Source organism: Oceaniovalibus sp. ACAM 378 (genome assembly GCF_008085915.1).
Lineage (GTDB): Bacteria > Pseudomonadota > Alphaproteobacteria > Rhodobacterales > Rhodobacteraceae > Oceaniglobus.
The window spans coordinates 103,636-124,985 of sequence record NZ_VSJK01000010.1 but is presented as its reverse complement, the minus strand read 5'-3'; the positions used below and the strand labels follow the sequence as shown (position 1 = coordinate 124,985).

Sequence of the window (21,350 nt, the reverse complement as noted above, 5' to 3'; positions counted from 1 at the left end):
TCCGGGGGCACGATACCGTCCCCGGGCCTGGCGTCTGCCGCAAGTCCGAAAAGGGGCACCCTTCATGACCAATGTCGTTATCGTTTCCGCAGGCCGCACAGCGGTGGGGAGTTTTCTTGGATCGTTCGCCAATGTACCCGCCCACGATCTGGGTGCTGCCGTTCTGGAAGGTTTGATTGCCCGCTCCGGCATCGACAAGTCCGAGGTGAGCGAAACGATTCTCGGTCAGGTCTTGACCGCCGGACAAGGACAGAACCCCGCCCGTCAGGCCCATATCAAGGCGGGTCTGCCCATCGAAGCGGCGGCATGGGGCATCAATCAGGTGTGCGGCTCCGGTCTGCGCGCCGTCGCGCTGGGCGCGCAACACATTCAGTTGGGCGATGCGGCCATTGTCGCTGCGGGCGGGCAGGAAAACATGTCGATGTCGCCCCACGTGCAAAACATGCGCCCGGGGCAAAAGATGGGCGATCTGAACCTGATCGATTCGATGATCAAGGACGGGTTGTGGGATGCCTTCAACGGCTATCACATGGGTCAAACTGCGGAAAACGTCGCCGAAAAGTGGCAGATTTCCCGCGATCAGCAGGATGAATTCGCCGTCGCATCCCAGAATAAGGCCGAGGCCGCCCAGAAAGCGGGCAAGTTTGCCGATGAAATCATCGCCTATACCGTCAAGGGCCGCAAAGGCGACACGGTGGTCGATGCCGATGAATATATCCGTCACGGCGCCACCATGGAGGCGATGCGGAAACTGCGCCCGGCCTTCACCAAGGACGGCAGTGTCACCGCCGCGAACGCATCGGGCCTGAACGACGGTGCCGCCGCAGTTCTGCTGATGACCGACAAAGAGGCAGAAAAGCGCGGCCTGACCCCGCTGGGCCGCATCGCCAGCTATGCCACTGCTGGGCTGGACCCTTCGATCATGGGTATGGGCCCGGTTCACGCGTCGAAGAAGGCGTTGGAAAAAGCCGGTTGGTCGATCGGTGATCTTGATCTGATCGAGGCGAACGAGGCGTTTGCGGCCCAAGCCTGTGCCGTGAACAAGGACATGGGCTGGGATCCGGAAATCGTCAACGTCAATGGTGGCGCCATTGCAATCGGCCACCCCATCGGCGCCTCGGGTTGCCGGGTGCTGAATACCTTGCTGTTCGAAATGGTGCGACGCGATGCGAAAAAGGGTATTGCGACCCTGTGCATCGGCGGCGGCATGGGCGTGGCGCTCTGCGTCGAGCGGTGATGCGCTTTTGATATGGTGCAACGGGGCCGGTCGATCCGGCCCCGTTGTGTTCCGGCCCCGGGGCGGAGCGGAAAACGGCGGTGGCGCGTGATACTGGCGATCCGCCACCGGCCACGATCCTTGGCAGGCTAAGCCACACCTTGGTTCTCGGGACGGAAGTGTAAGTGCCTGCGGCAATCTCTCGGGGCGGACCTGCCTGATATGTTCCACCGTCAGCCACTTCCGGCAAACAATTACATGCCTCACGCCACCAACGAATCCCTTAACGGTCCAAAGGTATTCAGCGGGCGGACCCTGTTCCACCCAGAAGAAGCGTACCGGTGACCCGGTCCCGCGCCACTGTCATTGGATTTCTTGCTGTCGTGCTTTGGGCACTGCTGGCCTTATTGACCGTTGGGTCGGCGCCGGTGCCGCCGCTGCAGTTGAACGCCATCTGCTTTGCGATCGGCGGGGCACTGGGGCTCGTTTGGGTGGGGGTGACGGGCGCGTTTGGGCAACTGGCCCGTGTGCCGCTGCCGGTCTATGTTTTTGGGACCGCAGGGTTGTTCGGCTATCACGCGCTCTATTTTTCTGCCCTGCGCATGGCCCCTGCGGCCGAGGCGGGTTTGATCGCCTATCTCTGGCCATTGCTGATCGTGCTGTTTTCGGGGCTTTTGCCGGGAGAACGGTTGCGTGCCGGGCATATTCTGGGTGCGCTGACCGGATTTGCGGGTGCTGCTTTGATCGTCGCGAAAGGGGCGGGGTTCAACAGTTCTGCGTTGCCTGGCTATGGGCTTGCCCTTCTGTGTGCCTTGGTCTGGAGCGGCTACTCTGTGATTTCGCGTCGATTGGGCACGGTTCCCACGCAAAGCGTTGCGGTGTTCTGCGTCGCCACCGCCATTCTTTCGGCTGTCGGGCATATGTTATTCGAAACCACCGCCTGGCCGGTCGATACCACTGGCTGGGCATCAACAGTGCTCTTGGGGCTCGGGCCAGTTGGACTGGCGTTCTATGTGTGGGATATCGGGGTCAAAAGAGGCGACATTCAGCTTTTGGGAGTCGTGTCATATGCTGCGCCGTTACTTTCGACGTTGGTGCTGGTCGTTGCAGGGATCGCCCCGGCCGCCTGGCCGCTGATTCTGTCGGCCGGTCTGATCGCGGGCGGGGCGCTGCTGGCCGCGTCGGCCAGCACAAAGTCGGATTAAGCGGTTTCCAGCCGCTCGATCTGTTGTTTGAGATGCAGTTTTTGTTTCTTCAATTCGCGAATTTTGAGATCGTCCGTGGCGGGGCTGCGATGGGCGCTCTCGACCATATCTGAGAGTGCCTGGTGCTTTCTACGAAGCTCCTGAACGTGCGAACTCATTGTCATGGTTGTCCTCCTGCCTGATGATGGTCAGACCAGTCGAGCATATTTTTCTGCATCTGTCATCAGCGAGTATCGAAAATCACCGATTTAAGCTGGACAATTTATGTCAAATCAGGGGTCGGGCGTCTCGCAGTGCCATGCGAACTGATTCGGTGTATGATTCGCGGTCAGAATCATGGCGCTGACCACTGTGCAGTATCAACGGGTTGCGTAAGATGAACGCAGATCTGCCACCTTTTTGGGCAGTCAGCAGGATCATGCGCGCAGGTCGGCTGATCCTTGCCTGAAACGGCCAGAGGATGATGCTGCCGAGCCGATCGTCGATGGCGGACATGAGATCGGGAAGACGATCGGCCCGCAAAATGACGCTCAGCCGTCCCTTGGGCGCCAGCCGCCGTGTCGCCGCGTCAACCCACTCAACCAGAGGTGTATCTCCGGCCTGAGCCGTTTCGCGCCCGATTTCCGGCGAAGGAATGCGATTTTGGGCATGAAAATAAGGTGGATTGACGATCACATGGTCAAAACTGCGTTGTCGCAGAGGCGCGGGCATCATGGCGATATCGCCAGTATGCACGTTTAAGGTGATTCGGTTCTCGATTCCGTTGCGGCGCGCCAGATCGGCACACCGGGCCTGTACTTCGATCCCGGCCAGATGCAGCCCCGGTACCCTTGCCCCAAGGCACAGCGCCGCCGCTCCCACACCGCAGCCCAGATCAAGCACCGACTGCCCGGCCACTGCAGGCACGGCAGCGGCCAGTAACACCGCGTCGATCCCGGCGCGATACCCCTGAGCGGGCTGCCAGAGGTGCAACCGCCCGCCCAGAAACGCGTCGCAAGTCAGGTCATCTGTCGACAATTTCGATGTCGTTGTCGCGCATGACGGTGCGGGCGCGGAACAGATCGCCGTCACGCACCATCAGACGGCGCGGGAGGATCCCGATCGATCCTTCCAACACGCTCATATGGACGTCCATTTCAAAGCACTCTATATCCTCGCCCGACAGAAGCGCGGTGGCAAAAGCTACGATGGTTGGGTCGCTGGTACGGATCAGTTCCTTCATAGGCGTGACATAATGGCAGACTGACCGGTTTGTCGAGACTTGGAAAAGGGGCGGGATGAGCCTGGATCACACGAGCGCCAAGCCCCACGAACGGATCGCAACATTTCTGGCGCCAGAATTGGCGGCGGTGAACACGCTGATTCGTGCGCGGATGGCCAGCGAACACGCGCCACGCATCCCAGAAGTGACGGCGCATCTGATCGAAGCGGGCGGCAAACGCATTCGCCCGATGCTGACGCTGGCTGCCGCACGGCTGTGTGGATATGGCGGCGATCATCACATCCGTCTGGCGGCGACGGTTGAATTCATTCACACCGCCACCCTGCTGCATGACGATGTGGTCGACGAATCCGGTCAGCGGCGCGGACGGCCCACCGCGAATCTTTTGTGGGACAACAAGTCATCGGTGCTGGTGGGCGATTATTTGTTCGCGCGGTCGTTTCAGCTGATGGTCGAAACTGGATCTCTGCGGGTGCTGGACATCCTTGCCAACGCCAGCGCGACGATTGCCGAGGGTGAGGTGCTGCAACTGACCGCGGCTCAGGATCTTGGCACTTCGGAAGAGACATATCTCAAGATCGTGCGCGGCAAGACGGCAGCCCTGTTTGCCGCCGCGACCGAGGTGGGGGGCGTGATTGCGGCGACCCACGAGGATGAAATTGCCGCGCTGCGCACCTATGGCGACGCTCTGGGCATTGCGTTTCAAATGGTGGACGACCTGCTGGACTGGACCGGAGGCGAGGCGATCGGCAAGAACATCGGCGACGATTTCCGCGAGCGCAAGCTGACCTTGCCGGTGATCCGCGCGGTGACCCATGCCGATACGGGCGAATGGGCGTTCTGGGTGCGAACCATCGGCAAGGGCAAACAGGACGAGGGCGATCTTGAACGCGCTCTGGGCCTGCTCCAGACCCACGGCACGCTGGAAAGCACACGGCAGACGGCGCTGGACTGGGTTGTGACCGCGAAAAACGCGCTGGACGTCTTTCCCGACTCTGACCTGCGTGAAATGCTGTCCGATCTTGCCGATTACGTCGTGGCGCGGATCGTCTGACCAGCGCCAAGGCGTGTGGTGACGACCCACCATTCCGGGTGCCGGGTGCGCAGGCTCTCGGCTGCCCGGGTGGCCATGAGCGCGCTGTCGTAAATCCCGAAGCAGGTCGCGCCCGATCCCGACATCCGGGCCAGTAAACAGCCATCTGTGGCCGTCAGCCGCGACAGGACCGTTCCGATCACTGGGGCGATATCTTGGGCTGGCCGCTCCAGATCGTTGCGCTGCGTGGCCAGCCAACGTGCAAAGGCGCGCGTGTCAGGCCAATCGGGAAGAGATTCGGGCATCGGCGGATTGGATTTCTCGGCCAGCCGCGCGAACACATCCGGAGTCGGGACCGCGACGCGTGGATTGGCCAGAACGGCGTGAATTGGCGGCAGGCACGGAACATCATCCAGAGTCTCACCGATCCCGGACATGCGGCAGGGGGTGGCGCGCAGGCAGACGGGCACATCAGCGCCCAGTCGCGTCAGATCGGGCGGCAGCGCCCGCCCATCCAAGGCCACCAGCGCCCGCAGGGTGGCCGCTGCGTCCGCCGAACCGCCGCCGATGCCCGAGGCCAGCGGCAAATGTTTGTCCAGCGTGATGGCACAGGGCGTCCCCTCACTCATAAGCGCCGCGCGAAGGGTCAGATTGCCGTCGTCAACCGGCACACCAGCCGCCATTGGCCCGGTAACCTGCAGCGACCATGCGGCGGCGGGTGTTACCGTCACCCGGTCGCCGACGGTGGCAAAGGCGACCAGCGAATCCAACAGATGGAAACCATCGGTGCGACGACCGGTGACATGCAGCGTCAGATTGATCTTGGCCGGGGCAAAGGCCTCAGAGATCATTCGCCACTTTCAGCGGTGGCGCGCCTTCTGCGTCCAGCACAGCGTCCAGCCCGACGTCCAGCTTGCGGCGGATGCGGTCGGGGTCTGCCTCGACGTCTGTATCGGCAGGATCGATGAACGACAGGGCGCGTTTCCACTGAAACCGCGCCTCAAGAGTGCGGCCCACGGCCCAGTACACATCGCCCAAGTGGTCATTGACCACAGGATCGATTGGCATGAGTTCGACCGCACGCTCCATCGGAGTGACCGCTTCGTCATAGCGACCGAGACGATAGAAGACCCAGCCAAGACTGTCGGTGATATATCCGCTGTCAGGGAGGGCGGCGACGGCGCGCTCGATCATGCCCAGCGCTTCGTCCAGATTGATCTGCTTCTCCACATAGGAGTACCCGAGATAGTTCAACACCTGCGGCTGATCCGGGTTCAGGGTCAGCGCCTGCCGAAAATCACGCTCGGCGCCATCGAAATCGTCGGTCCGTTCGTGTGCAATGCCCCGGGCGAAATACACGATCCACTGTTCTTCGGCGGGTTCGCCGAACAGAGCGATGGCCTTGTCATAGGCGACGAGCGCTTCCTCATAGAGTTCCTGTTCGCGCAGGGTGTCGCCAAGGGTCACATGGATCAGCGGCAGTTCGGGCCGCTGGTCGGCCAGTTGCCGGATCACCTCGGTTGCGGTGTCGATTTTGCCGGATCGGCGCAGCGCCTCGGCCCGGCCCAGTTCGGCGGCGTCAAAGGCGGCTGATTCGCGCGGCACAGTGCCATAGGCTTTGATGGCAAGATCAAAGCGTTCCAGCCGGTCGAGCATGATTGCCGACATCATCTTGGCTTCGATGTGGTCGGGGCGCAGATGTTCGGCCATCCGGGTATAGAGCAGGGTATAGGCGTCATTTGCCTCGCCGCTCAGGGCGTTGCCGATCGAAAAGAACACCTCGGCCACACCCGCCGTTGCATCAGGGGCGATGTCAAACGGCACGACTTCGCCCGCCTCCAGCGCGTCGATCACCTGATCCAGCACGCGGTCTGTGTCGGTGCCGAAAACGTCGCGCAGGACTTTGATCGCGTCTGTCTGGCGGCCCAGTTGCGACAGGATCTGTGCCCGGGCAACCAATCCCCGCCGGGTCAGCCGCAGCCCGCCATCGGCAGGATCGGCCAGCACTTCCTCGGCGCCGGCGAAATCGCCTGTTGCGGCAAGGGCCAGCGCCTTGTGATATTGGCCAAAGGCGCGCACGCCGGGTGCTTTTGACACTTCTTCGAACTGGGTCATCGCCGCTTCGGTCTGATGATCGCCGATCAGCGCCCAGCCTTTCAGCAGGCCATCGAAAAGCGGACCCACGCTTTGCCCGGCATCGAGATCGGCCAGAATATCGCTCCACTCGGCGGCTTTGGCGGCATCGCCCAACAGAACCAGATTGGCGATCTGGCTCGGGGTGTCGCCACCGATCATCTGCCGTGCGACGACTGCGGCGCGTTTCACATCACCAAGCGCGGTATAGGACGTGACGGCGAATTCCATCAGTTCCGCGTTGCCCGGATCACGCAGCAGCGCGCGGGCAAAATACTGCGAAGCGGCGGCGAAATCGTGATCGGCGGCCGCTTGCCTTGCGGCCAGAAACGCGCCCGCGTTGACATCGGCATGGCCGGGCAGAGCGGTGACCAGCGCAACCGCCGAAACAGCGATCAGACGCGCGGTGAAACCAAGGGGCATGTACGGACCTTCCGGAAAAATGAATTGCCGGGAATCTAGTCCGTCACCCGTCCCCTGTCCATGCGGCGCGGCGGATCACCGCCCCAAATGACGCAGGTTTTACATGTTGGGATAATTTGGCCCATCGCCGCCCTGCGGCACCGTCCAGATGATATTCTGCGCCGGATCCTTGATATCGCATGTTTTGCAATGCACGCAGTTTTGAAAGTTGATGACAAAGCGCGCCCGCTTGCCCTCTTCCTGCACGAATTCGTAAACGCCTGCGGGGCAATACCGCGCTGAAAGTCCTGCGTAATCAGGCAGATTGCGATCCACCGGGATATCCGGATCGATCAGTTTCAGATGCGAGGGCTGATTTTCGGCGTGGTTTGTCATTGAAAAGCTGACATTGGTCAGCCGGTCAAAGGACAACACCCCATCGGGTCTGGGATAGTCGATGGGCGAATAGCCGAACTGTTTCTTCGTCGCCTCGGCATCGGTTTTTCCATGTTTCAGCGTGCCGAACAGGGAAAAACCGAAAAGGTCGTTCGTCCACATATCGAACCCGCCAATGGTGAGCGAGGCAAGCAGACCGTACCGGCTCCACAATGGTTTGACGTTTCTGACCTTTTTCAGATCCTGCCCAACCGGCCCGGATTTCAGGTCACTGTCATACCCGTCCAGAATATCGCCCGACCGTCCGGTCCTGATCGCGTTATGCGCATATTCTGCGGCCAGTTTGCCCGACAGCATGGCGTTGTGATTGCCTTTGATGCGCGGCACATTGACCAATCCGGCGGAACATCCGAGCAGCGCGCCACCCGGAAAGGCCGATTTGGGAATCGACTGATACCCGCCCTCGTTGATCGCCCGCGCCCCGTATGCCACCCGTTTGCCACCCTTCAAAAGGTCGGCGACCATGGGGTGATGCTTGAACCGCTGAAACTCCATATACGGATAGACAAAGGGGTTCTCGTAGTTGAGGTGAACGACAAAGCCGACGTAAACCTGATTGTTATCCATATGATAGATGAAGGATCCACCCCCGGCATTGCCGTCCAGTGGCCAACCCATGGTGTGGGTCACGGTGCCCGGACGGTGCTTGGCCGGGTCGATTTCCCAGATTTCCTTCATCCCAAGGCCGTATTTCTGCACGTCGCTGTCGCGCGCCAGATCGTATTTCGCAATCACCTGCTTTGACAGGCTGCCGCGCACACCTTCTGACAGGAAAACGTATTTGCCCAACAGTTCCATCCCCGGCTCGTAGCTGGCGCCCGGCGTGCCGTCAGGGTTGCGTCCGAATTCACCAGCCACGACGCCTGTCACCTGACCCTTGTCGCCATAGATGATTTCCGAACAGGCCATGCCGGGAAAGATTTCGACGCCCAGCCCCTCGGCCACTTCGGCCATCCAGCGGCAGACATTGCCCATGGATACGATGAAATTGCCGTGATTGCTCATCAGCGGAGGCATTGCGAAGTTGGGGACGCGAATTTTCCCGCCAGCGCCCAGCATGTAAAAGGTGTCTTGGCGTACCGGAACCGTGATCGGCGCGCCCATGTCGCGCCAATCCGGCAACAGCGCGTCAAGGCCGACAGGGTCGAGCACTGCGCCCGACAGGATATGTGCGCCGACCTCTGACCCCTTTTCCAAGACCACGACATTCAGATCCGCGTCGAGCTGTTTCAGGCGGATCGCAGCAGACAGGCCGGCAGGTCCGGCGCCGACGATCACCACGTCAAATTCCATCGACTCGCGTTCTGGGGTGGTCATGGGCTGTCCTTCCTGGTGCTTTGCGGTCCCGGCAAAGGGTTCGGCTGGACATGGTTATGCAAAGACAGGCCCCCTGGTCAATCTCGACGGCGCGTTCAAACTCGCCGTTGGCTCAGGAACTGGCCGGAACGGCCGATGTTTGCGCCATCAGAGGTCGCGCCAACCAGTGCCGGAGCGCCACGACAGTCAGGATCGAGAAATATCCGTCGATCGCATAGTGCCAGCCCAAATGCACGGAAAGCACCTGATAGGCCGCAATCACCCCGATCAGCGGAATCAGCGCAATACTGCAAAGGGCAGCGACGATTTCAGCATGGTGAAGGTCAGAAAGAAAAAGCTGCACGCGGCCAGCATCGTCACAGCACGGGGAATCCGGTTGAGCAGAACGGCAGATGGAATCAGCAGGAACAGCGCCGCGAACCCGATCAGCGCCCACCAGGCCTGGGTGAAGAAGAAGGTCATCGCCGAAGGTAATGTCGCCGCCATATCGGATATCACGGCAACAGGCGCCTCGCGGAACAGCGCCACGAAAGCCAGACTGAATAGAAAATAGATCGCCGTGAAGCGCAAGAATATCTGCAACGTTGCCTCCAGCCCTGTGCGAGCGCGTTTGAGTTGGGCTTCAAGTCCCTAAATTTCCAGTCTGGCGCTGGTTTTCGGCGATTGTATGGCGGTCGGCGCCGAGCCGCCTATTGACTTTGGGTGCAGGGCTTGGATTAACGGCAGGGTGTTGCCGTCATTACAAAGTTGAGAACGAGCCACCCATGGACAAAATTCTGCTGACCCGCGCCGGACAAGAATCCCTTAACGCCGAGTTGAAGATCCTGAAAAGCGTCGAGCGCCCGGCGATCATCCGCGCCATTGCCGAAGCGCGCGAGCATGGCGATCTGTCAGAGAACGCCGAATATCATTCCGCCAAGGAAAAACAGAGCTTTATCGAAGGCCGCATCAAGGAGATCGAGGGGGTTCTGTCCTTGGCAGAGGTTGTCGATACGTCCAGAATGTCAGGCACGATCAAGTTCGGCGCCCGGGTTACTCTGGTCGATGAGAACACGGATGAGGAAAAGACCTATCAGATCGTGGGCGAGCCGGAGGCGAACCTTGAGGCTGGAAAGCTGAACATCAAGTCGCCGCTGGCCCGCGCGCTGATCGGCAAAGAGGAAGGCGACAGCATCGAGGTGCGCACGCCCGGCGGCGAGAAAAGTTATGAGGTGCTGAAGGTCGTCTGGCGCTGATCGCGGCGCATTGAACAAACGCCCCACGCGAACGCGCCTCACGAACGACGGACAACCGAAACCCATACCGAAAGGTATCCTGACAGCCATCCGCGCGGAAAGAACGCAAATGGCCGACCCCAAGACAGATCGCACCCGCGACAAGCCTGTCGACCTGGGAATGTATCAGCGTCCTGCGCCGATTCCGGAGTTGAGCGACGGCGAAAAGCTTGCGCTGGCGCTGGCGTTGCTCTGGCTGATCGGTACCGGGCTGTTTTTTCTGATGTTCGGGCGCGGCGACTCTACCGTGGGGTTCGATCCGCTGCGTTTTGTCACGACGTTGCTGGCGGTGTTCCTGCCGGTGGCGCTGATCTGGGTCGCGGCGGCTTCGGCCCGCACCGCCCGTATCATGCGCGAAGAATCGGCGCGGCTGCATATTGCCATCGATGGCATCCGCGCGGCCTATCTGTCGCAACAAAAAGCGGCAAACGCAGGCTCTTCGCCCGAAGTCGCGAAAAAACTGAACGAGATCGTCGAGGCGCAGCGCAAGACAGAAATTGCGCTTTCCACCTTCATCTCGATTCGCCCCAATGCCGAACCTGTGCCCCTTCCCGCGCTGTCTGTGGGAACCGAGGAGCAGACATCGCTGGCGCTGGGCACTCCGGCCGAGGCGATAACGTCGCCGCTGGCGTCAGCTGATTTCATCTCGGCCTTGCAATTCCCCGAAAGCCCCGAGGACAAGGAGGGTTTTCGCGCCCTTCGCCGCGCGCTTCAGGATCGCCGCGCCGCCCAGTTGATCACGGCGGCACAGGATGTTCTGACCCTGCTCAGCCAGGACGGGATTTACATGGACGATCTGAAGCCTGACCGCGCGCACCCCGACATCTGGCGTCGCTTTGCACAGGGCGAGCGTGGCCGGCCGATCGCCGGGCTGGGCGGTATCCGTGACCGGTCTTCTTTGGCCTTGTCGGCGGCGCGGATGCGGTCGGATACGATTTTCCGCGACGCCATGCACCATTTTCTACGCAAGTTCGATCACACTTTCGTGGAATTCGAGAAATCCGCGACCGATGCTGAAATCGTCGCCCTGACCGACACCCGCACCGCGCGCGCTTTCATGTTGCTGGGCCGGGTCACCGGCACCTTCGACTGAATCAGGGGGAGTGTCCGGGCGTCGGTTGGGACGCCCGAATGTGGACCAGTCCTGCGAACCGTCCCGCGGTTTTGCCAATTTTGCCGAGTTGCATTGCCGCGCCGCCACGGCCATATACGGCATCACTCGCCCCACACCGGAGACCTCGATGTCGACCTATCTCGAATTCGAAAAACCCCTGTCCGCCATCGAAGGCAAGGCGGAAGAACTTCGCGCCATGGCCCGCGCGAACGAGGATATGGACGTCGAGAAAGAGGCGGCCGCTCTGGACAAGAAGGCGGCGGACCTGCTGACCGATCTGTACAAGAACCTGACCCCCTGGGCCAAATGTCAGGTGGCACGCCATCCCACCCGGCCCCATTGCCGCGACTATATCGAGGCCTTGTTCACCGAATTTACCCCGCTGGCTGGCGACCGGAATTTTGCCGACGACCATGCGGTCATGGGCGGGATCGCGCGGCTGAACGACAGGCCGGTCATGGTGATCGGCCATGAAAAGGGCAACGACACCAAGACACGGATCGAACGTAATTTCGGCATGGCCCGCCCCGAAGGGTATCGCAAGGCGATCCGCCTGATGGATCTGGCCGACCGGTTCAACCTTCCGGTGATCAGTCTTGTCGACACCCCCGGCGCCTATCCCGGCAAGGGGGCCGAAGAGCGCGGCCAGTCCGAGGCGATTGCCCGCTCCACCCAGAAATGTCTTCAGATCGGTGTGCCGCTTGTGTCGGTGATCGTCGGCGAAGGCGGATCGGGCGGCGCAGTGGCCTTTGCCACGGCTTCGCGTCTGGCGATGCTGGAACATTCGATCTATTCGGTGATTTCACCCGAAGGCTGCGCGTCAATCCTGTGGAAAGACCCGGAAAAGATGCGCGAAGCGGCCGAAGCGCTGCGTCTGACCGCGCAGGATCTGAAAAAGCTGGGCGTGGTCGATCAGATCATTCCCGAACCCCGTGGCGGTGCGCAGCGCGATCCGGCCCGCGCGATCGAAAGCGTTGGCCAGGCGATTGAAGCGATGCTGAAAGAGATGGACGGGATTTCGCGCGAAGACCTGATTGCGCAGCGGCGGGCAAAGTTTCTGGCGATGGGGGCAAAGGGTCTGGCGGCCTGATTCGACACCGCTGCGACACCTATCATTCCCGTCCGCGAGCGCGTGGAATCGTCAAATTTCGATTTGGCGGACGTACTGGCGGGTTTTGCTCAGTCGCGGGGCAGGACCAGCCCGGTTTCGGCCATCAGAGCGTCGGAGCGGGATTCAACCGCCTGTTCCAGCCGGGCCATGAAGACAGGTCGGGGCAGGCCGGGCGGTATCGGTTCCAGAAACTCAACCACCGCCAACCCCGGTTTTCGATATACGCCACGCTTGGGCCAGAAGAGGCCGACGTTGCAGGCGACGGGCACGCAGGTCTGGCCCAATTGTTCGTACAGCACCCCGGTCCCAGCCTTATAGGGGGCCTGCACCCCCGGCGCGATCCGGGTGCCCTGAGGATAGATTGTAAGCTGACCCGGCTCGGTGTTGCCCGCCTTGACGTCGCGCAGCATCTTGGCGACTGCCAGCCCGCGTTTGCCCCTGTCGACAAAGACACAGCCGACCCGCCAAGCGTATTGGCCCAGAATCGGCGCCATGGCCAATTCCTTTTTCATGATGAACCGGCCCCGCGGCAGGGCGCCGAAAATCATCAGGATGTCCAGAAACGACTGGTGTTTCGCGGCGACGAGCGCTGCACCCTCGGGGGGCGTGCCGCGAACTTCGGTTTTCAGACCGATCATCCATGCCGCCGACCAGCGAACATAGCGGCAGTAGGCAAAACAAGCGCCATAAGCGCCCCGGGGCGACACCAGCGCCCAGGGCAGGTACACCACGGCGATCACCGGCATTGCGACATACATCGACACATTGAACAGCAGCGACCGTATCCATTGCACCGCATAGGCCATTAGGTGATCTCCTTCAGGGCGCGCATTGCCGCGACACGGGTGGACCAGAAGGCGATCACTGCCGCAAGGGGCGGAATCGTTAATGGTAACAGCCAGCCCGCACCCGTAAATCCAAGCCCGGTCAGAAACCCGCCGGCGGCATCGGCACTGGGCAACAGAGTGATGGCAAGCATTCCCGCCACAGTCCCTCCCGCCGCCCCCGCCAGCGCCCGCAGGGTAAAGCGGCGCACAAAGGCGCGGGCGATATAGTCGTCGCGCGCGCCCACCTGCCGCAGAACGCGAATCACCTGAGAATTTGCTGCAAGGGCGGAATTGGCCGCCAGCGTGATCATCGCCACGGTGACCAGTGCAATCAGGCCGACACAGAACAGGCCCAGCAGGTTCAGCCGCCCTGCCGCCTCGATCAGCGGGCGACGCCAGCGGGTGTGATCGTCCAGAACCGCGCCGGGCACCTCGGCGCGCAGCCGCAGGCGCAGGCCCTCGGCGTCATAGCCCTGAGGCGTCTCGACCACCTCGATCAATTGCGGAATCGGCAGCGATTCGACCGGCAGGTCCGGCCCGAACCAAGGTGCCAGCAGCGCGCGCTGTTCATCCGCATCCAGCGGCCGGGACGCGGCGACGCCCGAAGTGGTCTGCAAAACCTTCAGCGCGGCTGCGGTCTGGGTGGCCAGCTGATCGACGGGTGCCGAGATGCGGACCGTCGAACTCTGCGCCAGCTGGCTGGACCACCTGTCGGCCAGTCGCGCGGTGGCCAGCGACAGGGCGATGGCGAAAACGCATAGAAACGCCATGGCGGCGGCGGTCAGCACCGTCAATTGTGCGGTAAACCCCGTGGGCGGTACCGCCCGGTCGGCCCGTGGGTCGCCCTTTATTGCGCTCAGCAGGCGGGCTGCCAGATTCACAGATCGGCCCCGGCCAGTTGCAAGCGACGATCCTTGATCCGTAGAACCCGCGCCGCGACCTGGGATTTCGCCTGACGAATCAGGTTCAGGTCGTGGGTGGCGACCAGAATCGCCTTGCCCATCCGGTTCAGCTCGACCAGCAGCGTCAGCAGACGCAGCGACATTTCCCAGTCCAGATTGCCGGTCGGTTCGTCCGCCAAGATCACGTCAGGCGACATGATGACAGCCCGGGCCAGCGCCGCACGCTGACGTTCGCCCCCCGAAAGTTCCGGTGGCAGGGCGCGCACTTTGCCCGCCAGTCCGACCCAGCCCAGCAGTTCGCGCAATTCGGCCATGTTCGCTTCGGTCGACTGGCCGCTGACGGTCAGCGGCAGCGAGACGTTTTCAAGCAGCGTCAGATGATCGAGAAATTTGCAGTCCTGATGCACGATACCGACGCGCCGCCGCACAACTGCTACCCCGTCGCGTCCGATGTCCTGTGCCGCGCGTCCGAACAGTGTGACCTGCCCTTGGGTGGCCATCAGCTCCATGTAACACAGCTTGAGCAGGGTGGATTTTCCCGCCCCGGATGGCCCGGTCAGAAAGTGGAATGATCCCGGCGCAAGTTTTAGTGAGATATCGGAAAGAAGGGCGTCGCCGCCATAGCTGTAACTGACCTGATTCAGTTCGATCACGTTGGCCCCCGGCATTTGCGCGACCGTTTTGCCTCAGATACGAGTGTCTTTCAATGATTGGCGTTTGCGGTGCTTTGATATCCTGCGCTTCCTTGCTAATGGGGAGAGCGAGGAATTTGTTAAATACCTATGAACGGATAGAATAAGGGACGACGCATGCGGCTTATATGCCCGAATTGCGCGGCGCAGTACAAGGTGGATGCGGCCATGATCCCGGCCGAGGGGCGGGACGTCCAGTGTTCCAATTGCGGAAATACGTGGTTTCAGAACCCGGATGACGCCGAAGGAATGCTGGCAGATGAGCGGGGCGTCACCGAGCGCGATACCGCATTTGACATCGCGCCCGAACCGAAAACGCCCGAACCGAAAACGCCGGACCTGCAACCGTCGGAACCGCAGAGGCCCGAGCCAGACTCTGCCGGTGCCCAGACTGCGGCCTCTGACACGCCCGCCGAAACAGCGCCTTCGGCCAATCCAGAGCAGCAGGCCGCGCCCGTGCACCAACCGCGTCCGGTTGACGAAGCGGCACGCGAAATCCTGCGCGAAGAAGCCCGGCGCGAAGCCGCGGCGCGGCGACGCGATCAGGGCGCTCCGCTTGAAACCCAGACAGATCTTGGACTTGACGGTCCGCGCGATGCCGAAACCCGCGCTGCTGCGGCGAAGGCCCGGCTGGCACGGTTGCGTGAACCACCGGCCAGCGAAGAGGCGAGCGAATCTGACGCCGCTGAGGCTGCAGTGGCGGCCACCATCGCCGCGGGTTCCAGGCGCGAATTGCTGCCTGATATCGAAGAAATCAATTCAACCCTGACCGCAACATCCGACCGGCAGAGCTCCGCTTCGGATGACATCACCGACGACGCCGATCAGGTGCGCAAGCGTCGCGGTTTCCGGTTCGGGTTCCTTACGGTTTTCGTGATCGCGTTGGGGTTTGCGCTGCTGTATCTGCTGGCGCCGACTCTGGCCGAGAAGTTTCCGCAAACGGCAACTTTTCTGGCGGGATATCTTGATTGGTCCAACGGAATTCTTGACAGGCTGGATGCGGTTCTGCGCCGTGTACTTGCCGCTTTGACCAGCGCCGATTAGGCGGGCGGAAATCGATCGCTACAATCTTGACCACCCACGCCTCGACCGCCTGCGTTCCGCCTGCACCGAGTTGCGGCAGGTTCAGAACCGGTCGAGCAACCGCTTGAGATACTCCAGCTCTTGATCCGAGCGTTCCCTTTCACCTGAGCGGCGGCGCAGCTCGTCCAGCAATTCACCCGCCCGGCGGTACACGTCGTCACCCTGCAAAAACTGTTCGTCAGAGCCGAGTTGCCCCTGCGACCCTGCCTCGCGGCCCAGCGGATCGCGCTGACGGCCCTGCGGATCGCCCGGAGTGCCGGCCTGACCCTGACCGTTCTGCTGGCGCTGCTGCTCGGCCAGCGCCTCACCCATGTTGCGGATCCCTTCGCGCAGGGCCTCCATCGCGTCGGATTGACGGTCCAGCGCCTCTGCGTGGTCGCCATCGCGCAGCGCCTTTTCGGCACCCTCCATCGCATTGCCTGCACGGCCCAGCGCCTCGCGGGCGGCATCGCCTTCTGGGGTGCCGGCACCGGGCAGCTTTCCCTCCTGACGGTTCAACTCGTCGCGCAGCGCCTGTTGACGATCGGCAAGGCTTTGTCCTGTGCCCTGCTGACCGTCAGGGGCTTCACCCTGTTCTTGTCCCTGTTCCTGGCCCGGCTGGTCCTGATCGCTGCGGCCACGACCCTGATCGTCCTGATCGCCACTGTTGCCCTGACTTTCGCCAGGCCGGGTGCCCTCGTTGTATTTTTCCTGCAGGTCACGAAAGGCCTCGTCGCTCAGTCCCTGCTGGTCGCGCAGCGCCTCCTGCATGTCCTGCATGGATTCGTTGCCCTGACCCTGCTGACCCTGTTGGCCTTGTCCGCCCTGCTGGCCTTGGGCGATCTGCATGTTCTCCATCATCTGCTGCAATTGATCGAGAAGTTCCTGCGCCTCGGCCATGCGGCCTTGTTCCATCAGCTCTTGGATGCGGTCCATCATCTCTTGCAACTGATCGCCGGTGATTTCCTGCATCTCACCCTGCGCCTGCTGCTGATCCTCACCGTTGCGTTCGGCATTTTCGGCCAGTTGGCGCATGTAGTCCTGCATCGCTTCGCGCATTTCATCCATCAGGCTGGCGATTTCTTCGTCGCTGGCACCATTCTTGATCGCTTCGCTCAGCCTCTCCTGTGCGCGACGCAGACGTTCAAGGGCATCGGCCATATCGCCATATTCAAGCTGCTCTGCGATGACCCACAGCGCCTCGGCGATTTCATCCTGAGCCTCGGTGGACAGAGGGCCAGCCGCAAACCCGGCCTCAAGCTGCCGGATCGCGACGCGGAGCTTCAGATACACGGTTTCGGACCGAAAGATATCCTTGGGTGAATAGGACACGGCGCGCAGGATCTGTGCGACTCGCTTGGCGTTGCCCTTCGCCCACAGCAGATCGCGCCGCTGTTCGATAATCGCCTTGGCCATCGGATCAAAGAACCGCAGCCCGCCCAGATTTTCGTGGATGACATCGCTTGTTCCGGTCTGGCCCAGCGCGTCGGAGACTTGCAACCGGATCGTTACCGGCAGGTTGGCCCAAGGATGCTTGCTGAAATCGTCAACCAGCACTTCTTCGAAATTGGCGCGATCCCCACGGAACGGCACCGGCAAGTCCAGCATGATCTGGTCGCGGGGATCGGGTGCGATTGTCAGCCCGTGGCGACGGTTCAGCGCGGCCAGATCCAGCGTGATCACCGCCTGTCCTTCGGTGACACCGTGATCGTCGCGCGCCGCATACGGCTGCCGCAGCTCGCCATCCGCCTTGCGCTCGGCGGGTTGCGTGCTGTTGACCGACGGGGCGGCATCGGGCTGCATCACCAGGCTCCAGGCACGTCCACCGGGGCCTTTGATGTCAATCCGGCCGCTGCGTGTCACGTCGAAGGATTGCGCGATCTGGTCCTGCGCCGGGGCGTCTGCGTCAGGCGTGCGGCCCGATACGGTCTCCTCGACCGCGAGGGCACCGGCGGCGCCGTAAAGACGCAGGGTGATCCGGCTGCCCTGTGGAACGCTCAGGCTCTCGCCCGGAATATCAGCCAGATACAGGCTGGGCTTACCGGTATATCGGGGCGGCTCGATCCAGCCCTCCCATGCCGGACCGGCAGCCTGTGCCTGACCGCCGCCGGGCGCCATGTCGGCCACGCTGGCCACCCGCAACAGTGATCCGAACAACAAAGCGACGGCAAACAGCAGAATGGCGGCATAGCGCAGGGCATAGGGATCACGCGCGGAGATCCTCAGGTCGGGGCGCACGGCCCGTGCTGCCTGTATCCGCGCGGCCATACGGGCCAGATGTGCCTGCCAAACCGCTTCGGATGCGGCGTCGCCCGTGCCGATCGCCTGCGTGTCGCCCAAAGTCTCGATCGGGCGGCCCGGCAGCGTTGCATCCAGCCGCGCCAAGGCATCGGCCCGCGTTGGCCAGCGAAACGCCCGCCAGCCCCGCCACCCGAACCAGACCAGAGCGGCAACGCAAAGCACCGCCGCGCCCCAGACCAGCTCAAGCGGCGCAGTGTCCTGCAACCCCAGCATCAGCGCGCCCATAACGCCCAGCAGAACCGTCCAGACCGGCCAAAAGCCACGGGTGATCCGTTCGGCCAGCATACCCGCGCGAGTGATCGCCACGGGGCGGCGCAGGGCGGCAAGGGCAGGGTGGGTGAACGGCGGTTGCGTCATCGGCCTCGGCTTTTCAGTGCCCCGGCGGATCGCACCGCATCAGAGCCATTCGGGAATGGTATCTCGATTCAACATTTCGTCAAAGGTCGGTCGGGCGCGGATTACAGCAAATTGATCCCCGCTGACCAGAACCTCGGGGATCAGCGGTCGGGAATTGTACTCCGACGCCATCACCGCACCATAGGCACCCGCACTGCGGAACGCCACAAGATCACCGGGTGACAGCAGCGACAACATGCGCTGTTTTGCAAAGGTGTCGCCGCTTTCGCAGACCGGTCCGACAACGTCATAGGGCCGGCTCTCGGCCCCGGGCGCGGGTTCGATCAACGGCACGATATCGTGGTATGCGCCATACATGGCAGGGCGGATCAGGTCATTCATCGCGGCGTCAAGGATCAGGAACTGCCGTTCTTCGCCCTCTTTGACATAGATGACCTCGCTGACCAACACCCCGGCATTTCCCGCAATCAGCCGCCCGGGTTCGATCTCGATTTCACACTCCAGATGGCCCAGAACGCGCTGCACCATGGCGCCGTAATCCGACGGCAACGGCGGATCGGCGTTGCTCCGCTCATAGGGGATTCCCAGACCGCCCCCCAGATCGAGACGCCGGATATCGTGCCCCTCGGCGCGCAGTTGTACCGTCAGATCGGCAAGCTTGCGATAGGCCGCCTCGAACGGCGCCAGATCGGTCAGCTGACTGCCGATATGTACATCGATTCCGACAACCTGCAGACCGGGCAGGCGTGCAGCATGGGCATAGACTTCCGAGGCGCGGGAAATCGGGATGCCGAACTTGTCTTCCTTGCGGCCCGTCGCGATTTTTTCATGGGTCTTGGCATCCACATCCGGGTTCACCCGCACCGAGATCGGCGCGACGGTGTTCAGGGACAGCGCCACCTGGTTCAGCGCCTCCATCTCGGGTTCGCTCTCCACGTTGAATTGACGAATCCCGCCGGTCAGTGCCAGCCGCATCTCGTCTTTTGTCTTGCCGATGCCGGAAAACACGATCCTGTCGCCGGGAACACCTGCGGCCCGGGCGCGCCGATATTCCCCACCCGATACAACGTCCATTCCTGCACCAAGATCGCCCAGCAGTTTCAACACCGCCAGATTGGAATTTGCCTTCATCGCATAGCAGACAAGATGCTCCATCCCCGCCAGAGCATCGTTGAACAAGCGAAGATGCCGCGTCAGCGTCGCGGCGGAATAACAATAAAACGGCGTGCCGACCGATGCCGCGATGTCGGACAACGCCACATCCTCGGCCATCAGCCGGCCGTTGCGGTACAAAAAGTGGTCCATTGTCGCCTCCGCTGTTTTGTCGCCTCATATCCATCACCGGGGTGAAAGACAATTCACCCCGCCCGGCTTCTCCTTGTCGAAATACTCCCGCCGGAGGCACAGATTTTCCTTGAAAATCTGTATCCCTTCAAAGTGAACCGGGCACACGCTCCTGAAACCTCTACGAAAGCAGGGTTGATGACTCTGGCGCAACATCATAACCAAGGGGTGATCCGTTTCGAAATATCCTTACCCAGAGGTCTTCATGTCCTTCCGCGTTCAACCCAGTGCCCCCGCCCGCCCCAATCGGTGTCAGCTGTTCGGCCCCGGCTCGCGCCCCGCAATATTTGAAAAGATGGCCGCGAGCGCTGCGGATGTGATCAATCTGGATCTCGAAGACAGCGTCGCCCCCGACGACAAGGCAACGGCCCGCAACAACATCGTGCAAGCGATCAATGACATTGATTGGGGCACCAAACATCTTTCGGTCCGCATCAACGGTTTGGACACACCTTACTGGTATCGCGATGTTGTCGATCTGCTGGAGCAGGCGGGCGACCGGATCGACCAAATCATGATCCCCAAGGTTGGCTGCGGCGCCGATGTCTATGCCGTCGATGCGCTGATCACGGGGGTGGAATCTGCCAAGGGGCGCAAGAAACCCATTGCGCTCGAGGTGATCATCGAGACCGCCGCCGGGATTTCCCATGTGGAAGAAATCGCCGCCTCGTCGCCGCGTCTTCAGGCGATGAGCCTTGGCGCCGCCGATTTTGCCGCCTCAATGGGCATGCAGACCACTGGCATCGGTGGCACGCAGGAAAATTACTATATGCACCGGGACGGGCAGAAATACTGGTCCGATCCATGGCATTGGGCGCAGACCGCGATCGTTGCCGCCTGCCGCACCCATGGCGTGTTGCCGGTCGACGGACCGTTCGGCGATTTCTCGGATGAAGAAGGATTTCGCGCGCAGGCATTGCGCTCGGCCACTCTGGGGATGGTCGGCAAATGGGCGATTCATCCGAAACAGGTGGCACTGGCGAACGAGATATTCACCCCCAGCGCGGCGGCAGTGGCCGAGGCGCGCGAAATCCTCGCGGCGATGGAGCAGGCGCGCAAAGACGGGCAGGGGGCGGCAGTCTATAAGGGGCGGCTGGTCGATCTTGCCTCGATCCGGCAGGCGCAGGTTATCGTGAAACAGTCCGAAATGATCGGCTGATCCGTGCTGTGGCGCGAAAATCGCGCCGATTGCTAGGGTTTGCTGCCTCTGCGAAGAATATACATGCGAACAGTTTATTCAAAGAGCGGCCAAATTCAACGAACGGCCAAAACCTGCGGCGTTTGGTCGGTTGAGGGCAAGAAATTCACCGGGATATCGCGAATACCGCAAGGAATGACCGATATCCCGATCATCAAACAAAGATATCGCCAGACGCGCCCGC

Annotated in this window: 21 protein-coding genes; 8 read left to right on the top strand and 13 right to left on the bottom strand. The window is 61.8% G+C overall.

Going from position 1 to position 21,350, the window contains the following annotated elements; genetic code table 11:
• Nucleotides 1–64: 64 nt before the first annotated feature.
• Nucleotides 65–1,237 carry an acetyl-CoA C-acetyltransferase gene (locus tag FQ320_RS14865; RefSeq protein WP_148473611.1) on the top strand — a complete coding sequence of 391 codons (1,173 nt, stop codon included), beginning with the start codon at nucleotides 65–67 and terminating at the stop codon, nucleotides 1,235–1,237.
• A 320-nt stretch (nucleotides 1,238–1,557) separates the two neighbouring features.
• Nucleotides 1,558–2,421 carry a DMT family transporter gene (locus FQ320_RS14860; protein ID WP_148473609.1) on the top strand — a complete coding sequence of 288 codons (864 nt, stop codon included), beginning with the start codon at nucleotides 1,558–1,560 and terminating at the stop codon, nucleotides 2,419–2,421.
• Here FQ320_RS14860 and FQ320_RS14855 read toward each other — a convergent pair.
• From FQ320_RS14855 to FQ320_RS14845, 3 genes are all read right to left on the bottom strand, one after another.
• Entirely contained in the window at nucleotides 2,418–2,585 is a 168-nt protein-coding gene (locus tag FQ320_RS14855) for a YdcH family protein (protein WP_148473607.1), read from the bottom strand. The genes FQ320_RS14860 and FQ320_RS14855 overlap by 4 nt on opposite strands.
• A gap of 103 nt (nucleotides 2,586–2,688) precedes the next feature.
• Nucleotides 2,689–3,438, bottom strand: coding sequence for a tRNA1(Val) (adenine(37)-N6)-methyltransferase (locus FQ320_RS14850; protein WP_148473605.1), 750 nt, complete (start codon nucleotides 3,436–3,438; stop codon nucleotides 2,689–2,691).
• Nucleotides 3,425–3,643 (bottom strand): DUF2007 domain-containing protein, encoded by a 219-nt coding sequence (locus FQ320_RS14845; RefSeq protein WP_148473603.1) that lies wholly within the window; start codon nucleotides 3,641–3,643, stop codon nucleotides 3,425–3,427. Before FQ320_RS14845 ends, FQ320_RS14850 begins: the two co-directional genes overlap by 14 nt.
• Nucleotides 3,644–3,698: 55 nt before the next feature.
• Here FQ320_RS14845 and FQ320_RS14840 point away from each other — a divergent pair, with 55 nt between their 5' ends.
• Complete coding sequence (locus tag FQ320_RS14840; protein WP_148473601.1) at nucleotides 3,699–4,697, top strand: polyprenyl synthetase family protein; 999 nt, start codon at nucleotides 3,699–3,701, stop codon at nucleotides 4,695–4,697.
• Here FQ320_RS14840 and FQ320_RS14835 read toward each other — a convergent pair.
• The 5 genes from FQ320_RS14835 to FQ320_RS14820 all read right to left on the bottom strand — a co-directional run bounded on the left by FQ320_RS14835 (nucleotide 4,673) and on the right by FQ320_RS14820 (nucleotide 9,566).
• Entirely contained in the window at nucleotides 4,673–5,524 is an 852-nt protein-coding gene (locus tag FQ320_RS14835; RefSeq protein ID WP_187393914.1) for a 4-(cytidine 5'-diphospho)-2-C-methyl-D-erythritol kinase, read from the bottom strand. The two genes, FQ320_RS14840 and FQ320_RS14835, sit on opposite strands and share 25 nt — an antisense overlap.
• Nucleotides 5,517–7,232 carry a tetratricopeptide repeat protein gene (locus tag FQ320_RS14830; RefSeq protein WP_148473597.1) on the bottom strand — a complete coding sequence of 572 codons (1,716 nt, stop codon included), beginning with the start codon at nucleotides 7,230–7,232 and terminating at the stop codon, nucleotides 5,517–5,519. Before FQ320_RS14830 ends, FQ320_RS14835 begins: the two co-directional genes overlap by 8 nt.
• Nucleotides 7,233–7,331: 99 nt before the next feature.
• Nucleotides 7,332–8,984 (bottom strand): electron transfer flavoprotein-ubiquinone oxidoreductase, encoded by a 1,653-nt coding sequence (locus FQ320_RS14825; RefSeq protein ID WP_148473595.1) that lies wholly within the window; start codon nucleotides 8,982–8,984, stop codon nucleotides 7,332–7,334.
• A gap of 112 nt (nucleotides 8,985–9,096) precedes the next feature.
• A complete protein-coding gene (locus tag FQ320_RS26435) occupies nucleotides 9,097–9,219 on the bottom strand; it encodes a hypothetical protein (RefSeq protein WP_255509521.1) in 123 nt (40 codons plus the stop codon).
• A gap of 41 nt (nucleotides 9,220–9,260) precedes the next feature.
• Entirely contained in the window at nucleotides 9,261–9,566 is a 306-nt protein-coding gene (locus FQ320_RS14820; protein ID WP_148473593.1) for a hypothetical protein, read from the bottom strand.
• Between the two features lie 182 nt (nucleotides 9,567–9,748).
• On the opposite strand from FQ320_RS14820, the gene greA reads away from it, so the two are divergent.
• From greA to FQ320_RS14805, 3 genes are all read left to right on the top strand, one after another.
• Nucleotides 9,749–10,219 (top strand): transcription elongation factor GreA, encoded by a 471-nt coding sequence (greA, locus tag FQ320_RS14815; protein WP_148473591.1) that lies wholly within the window; start codon nucleotides 9,749–9,751, stop codon nucleotides 10,217–10,219.
• Nucleotides 10,220–10,328: 109 nt separating this feature from the next.
• Nucleotides 10,329–11,351 carry a hypothetical protein gene (locus FQ320_RS14810; protein ID WP_148473589.1) on the top strand — a complete coding sequence of 341 codons (1,023 nt, stop codon included), beginning with the start codon at nucleotides 10,329–10,331 and terminating at the stop codon, nucleotides 11,349–11,351.
• Between the two features lie 148 nt (nucleotides 11,352–11,499).
• The gene (locus tag FQ320_RS14805) at nucleotides 11,500–12,462 is read left to right on the top strand and encodes an acetyl-CoA carboxylase carboxyltransferase subunit alpha (protein ID WP_148473588.1); all 963 of its coding nucleotides are present in this window, start codon (nucleotides 11,500–11,502) and stop codon (nucleotides 12,460–12,462) included.
• A gap of 89 nt (nucleotides 12,463–12,551) precedes the next feature.
• On the opposite strand, the gene FQ320_RS14800 is transcribed toward FQ320_RS14805, so the two are convergent.
• The 3 genes from FQ320_RS14800 to FQ320_RS14790 are packed head-to-tail and all read right to left on the bottom strand — an operon-like array spanning nucleotide 12,552 to nucleotide 14,865.
• Nucleotides 12,552–13,289 carry a 1-acyl-sn-glycerol-3-phosphate acyltransferase gene (locus tag FQ320_RS14800; RefSeq protein WP_148473586.1) on the bottom strand — a complete coding sequence of 246 codons (738 nt, stop codon included), beginning with the start codon at nucleotides 13,287–13,289 and terminating at the stop codon, nucleotides 12,552–12,554.
• Complete coding sequence (locus tag FQ320_RS14795) at nucleotides 13,289–14,191, bottom strand: ABC transporter permease (protein ID WP_148473584.1); 903 nt, start codon at nucleotides 14,189–14,191, stop codon at nucleotides 13,289–13,291. The genes FQ320_RS14800 and FQ320_RS14795 overlap by 1 nt, the downstream gene beginning before the upstream one ends.
• Nucleotides 14,188–14,865, bottom strand: coding sequence for a cell division ATP-binding protein FtsE (locus FQ320_RS14790; RefSeq protein ID WP_148473582.1), 678 nt, complete (start codon nucleotides 14,863–14,865; stop codon nucleotides 14,188–14,190). Before FQ320_RS14790 ends, FQ320_RS14795 begins: the two co-directional genes overlap by 4 nt.
• Before the next feature lie 156 nt (nucleotides 14,866–15,021).
• On the opposite strand from FQ320_RS14790, the gene FQ320_RS14785 reads away from it, so the two are divergent.
• A complete protein-coding gene (locus FQ320_RS14785; protein WP_148473580.1) occupies nucleotides 15,022–15,948 on the top strand; it encodes a zinc-ribbon domain-containing protein in 927 nt (308 codons plus the stop codon).
• Nucleotides 15,949–16,029: 81 nt separating this feature from the next.
• Here the strand turns inward: FQ320_RS14785 and FQ320_RS14780 are convergent, their stop codons facing one another.
• Both FQ320_RS14780 and lysA read right to left on the bottom strand, forming a co-directional pair.
• Entirely contained in the window at nucleotides 16,030–18,624 is a 2,595-nt protein-coding gene (locus tag FQ320_RS14780; RefSeq protein WP_148473578.1) for a TIGR02302 family protein, read from the bottom strand.
• Nucleotides 18,625–18,663: 39 nt separating this feature from the next.
• Complete coding sequence (gene lysA / locus FQ320_RS14775; protein ID WP_148473576.1) at nucleotides 18,664–19,929, bottom strand: diaminopimelate decarboxylase; 1,266 nt, start codon at nucleotides 19,927–19,929, stop codon at nucleotides 18,664–18,666.
• Nucleotides 19,930–20,173: 244 nt separating this feature from the next.
• On the opposite strand from lysA, the gene FQ320_RS14770 reads away from it, so the two are divergent.
• The gene (locus FQ320_RS14770; RefSeq protein ID WP_148473574.1) at nucleotides 20,174–21,127 is read left to right on the top strand and encodes an L-malyl-CoA/beta-methylmalyl-CoA lyase; all 954 of its coding nucleotides are present in this window, start codon (nucleotides 20,174–20,176) and stop codon (nucleotides 21,125–21,127) included.
• Nucleotides 21,128–21,350: the final 223 nt, after the last annotated feature.

Excerpts from the sequence above, each read along its gene's own strand:
- FQ320_RS14865 (WP_148473611.1), top strand. The coding sequence starts at position 65 with ATGACCAATGTCGTTATCGTTTCCGCAGGCCGCACAGCGGTGGGGAGT.
- FQ320_RS14855 (WP_148473607.1), bottom strand. The coding sequence starts at position 2,585 with ATGACAATGAGTTCGCACGTTCAGGAGCTTCGTAGAAAGCACCAGGCA.
- FQ320_RS14845 (WP_148473603.1), bottom strand. The coding sequence starts at position 3,643 with ATGAAGGAACTGATCCGTACCAGCGACCCAACCATCGTAGCTTTTGCC.
- FQ320_RS14840 (WP_148473601.1), top strand. The coding sequence starts at position 3,699 with ATGAGCCTGGATCACACGAGCGCCAAGCCCCACGAACGGATCGCAACA.
- FQ320_RS14830 (WP_148473597.1), bottom strand. The coding sequence starts at position 7,232 with ATGCCCCTTGGTTTCACCGCGCGTCTGATCGCTGTTTCGGCGGTTGCG.
- FQ320_RS14825 (WP_148473595.1), bottom strand. The coding sequence starts at position 8,984 with ATGACCACCCCAGAACGCGAGTCGATGGAATTTGACGTGGTGATCGTC.
- greA (WP_148473591.1), top strand. The coding sequence starts at position 9,749 with ATGGACAAAATTCTGCTGACCCGCGCCGGACAAGAATCCCTTAACGCC.
- FQ320_RS14810 (WP_148473589.1), top strand. The coding sequence starts at position 10,329 with ATGGCCGACCCCAAGACAGATCGCACCCGCGACAAGCCTGTCGACCTG.
- FQ320_RS14805 (WP_148473588.1), top strand. The coding sequence starts at position 11,500 with ATGTCGACCTATCTCGAATTCGAAAAACCCCTGTCCGCCATCGAAGGC.
- FQ320_RS14800 (WP_148473586.1), bottom strand. The coding sequence starts at position 13,289 with ATGGCCTATGCGGTGCAATGGATACGGTCGCTGCTGTTCAATGTGTCG.
- FQ320_RS14785 (WP_148473580.1), top strand. The coding sequence starts at position 15,022 with ATGCGGCTTATATGCCCGAATTGCGCGGCGCAGTACAAGGTGGATGCG.
- FQ320_RS14780 (WP_148473578.1), bottom strand. The coding sequence starts at position 18,624 with ATGACGCAACCGCCGTTCACCCACCCTGCCCTTGCCGCCCTGCGCCGC.
- lysA (WP_148473576.1), bottom strand. The coding sequence starts at position 19,929 with ATGGACCACTTTTTGTACCGCAACGGCCGGCTGATGGCCGAGGATGTG.
- FQ320_RS14770 (WP_148473574.1), top strand. The coding sequence starts at position 20,174 with ATGTCCTTCCGCGTTCAACCCAGTGCCCCCGCCCGCCCCAATCGGTGT.